We start from the raw sequence: 1,799 nt of genomic DNA, 5'->3' as shown, positions 1-1,799 counted from the left end.
TTTTTTTTAGTTACCATATTATCAATTATTTAAACGTTAATAAATACTAAGGTACTAAATCATCGCAGCGAAAGCTACCGGAGGTTTAGTTCAACAGGCGTTTGGCAAGATTGCGAATTTTGTAGTAAATTCACGTTTACATTTCGCAAGAAATTTTATCTTTAATAGAAAATAATTAGTTCCGAAGTTCGCAACCTCGCCAAGCGCCGGAACGTTGTGTGCAAGGGTAAACGACCTATTCATCCAAACTTGAGCAAACAATTATTGAAATAGAATTTTAATATATTTACAATGCCAAAATGTTTTTTAAAACAACACTATCATGGACATTACAAATTTGCCAGAAGATTTATTTGAAAATAACTACACGGACACTTCAGACCTGCAAATTGCTAACTACGAGGCGTATAAACTTGTTTCCAAAAATAAGATTAACCTAAACAAAAATGTATTCAGTTTTTTGTTGGACGGACAAAAGGACATTCACTTTTCTAATGACATCGTTTCGATCGATGATACACAATCCTTGCTTCTTGCATCGGGGAATTTTTTAACAACAGAAATTGTAGGGGCAAATAGTTATAGTTGCCTACTCTTTTTCTTTTCTCAAAAAAACATTAATGATTTTTTATTGAAATATGGGCATTTATTTAACCCAAATGACTTAAATAAATCAGCGGCCAGTAGTCCCTATTTCCTTATGGAAAAAGACAATTTTATTATCCATTTTATTAATTCTATTCAACAAATTTATGGTTTGAATCAAACAATCTCTCAAAAGATTCTGGAATTGAAATTTGAAGAAATTATGCTGTATCTGGCTGATAAGTATGGGCAAAGTTTTTTTGTTTATCTACATTCATTATTAATCAATGAAAGAGAATTATCTTTTAAAATGGTCATTGAAAAAAATCTGTACACGAGTTTGAATATTGACGAGGTCGCTTTTCTATGTAATATGAGTCTGTCTACTTTTAAGCGGAAATTTTTACAATTATATCAAGAGTCTCCAGGAAAATGGTTTCAACTAAAACGACTCAACAAAGCCAAAAAATTATTGCTTAATAATGAAGCAACCCCATCAGAAATCTATATGGACTTTGGTTATGACAGCTTATCAAATTTTAGCACAGCCTTTAAAAACGAATTTGGTTACAGTCCAAAAAACATGATGAAAACTTGACCTTTTTTCATAAGTTTTTGAACTAAATAAAAAAGCACCACAAGTTTAAAGGTGCTACATTTGTTAAAACAAAATTGGTTTAATTTAAAAATAAAAAGACATGAAAAAATTAGGATTATTAGTTCGACTAGAAGCTAAAGCAGGAAAAGAAAAAGATGTTGAAGCCTTTATCACAAGTGCATTGCCACTCGCTAATGAAGAAGCAGGTACTGTTACGTGGTATGCGTTCCGTATTGACGCTTCTACATTTGGCATTTTTGACACTTTTTCAGATGAAGAAGGCAGAGAAGCACATCTTGGTGGTAAGATTGCAAAGGCGTTAATGGAAAATGCACCTGAATTGTTGGCTACTGCACCATCTATTGAGAAATTGGACGTTTTAGCGGTTAAATAAACATACCACAATTATTATAAAATGGCAGCCTGTCAAAGTTCTGTAAATGAATTTGGACAGGTTGCCTTTGTTTACAAAACAGCTTCATAATAAATTAAGCTTAGACTGACGAAGAAACCCAGCCCACAATAACTAAGCTTTCGTCTTGCCCGGAGGGCACGAGATGAAAGCCCGTTGAACGGAACCGCAGGAAGCTTAATACGTATTATGGAGTTTTCGAAG

Annotated in this window: 2 protein-coding genes; both read left to right on the top strand. The window is 33.1% G+C overall.

The window, feature by feature from the left end:
- The first annotated feature begins 322 nt into the window (after positions 1-322).
- On the top strand, positions 323-1,183 hold the full coding sequence (locus ACQKCJ_RS24705; RefSeq protein WP_021190095.1) for a helix-turn-helix domain-containing protein: 861 nt from the start codon (positions 323-325) through the stop codon (positions 1,181-1,183).
- A 100-nt stretch (positions 1,184-1,283) separates the two neighbouring features.
- Complete coding sequence (locus ACQKCJ_RS24700; RefSeq protein WP_021190094.1) at positions 1,284-1,577, top strand: putative quinol monooxygenase; 294 nt, start codon at positions 1,284-1,286, stop codon at positions 1,575-1,577.
- Positions 1,578-1,799: the final 222 nt, after the last annotated feature.

Origin of the sequence: Flavobacterium sp. NPDC079362 (genome assembly GCF_050267765.1) — a bacterium.
GTDB classification, from domain to species: Bacteria; Bacteroidota; Bacteroidia; order Flavobacteriales; family Flavobacteriaceae; genus Flavobacterium; species Flavobacterium azizsancarii.
The sequence above is the reverse complement of the archived record's forward strand: the minus strand, read 5'-3'. Positions and strand labels throughout refer to the sequence as shown.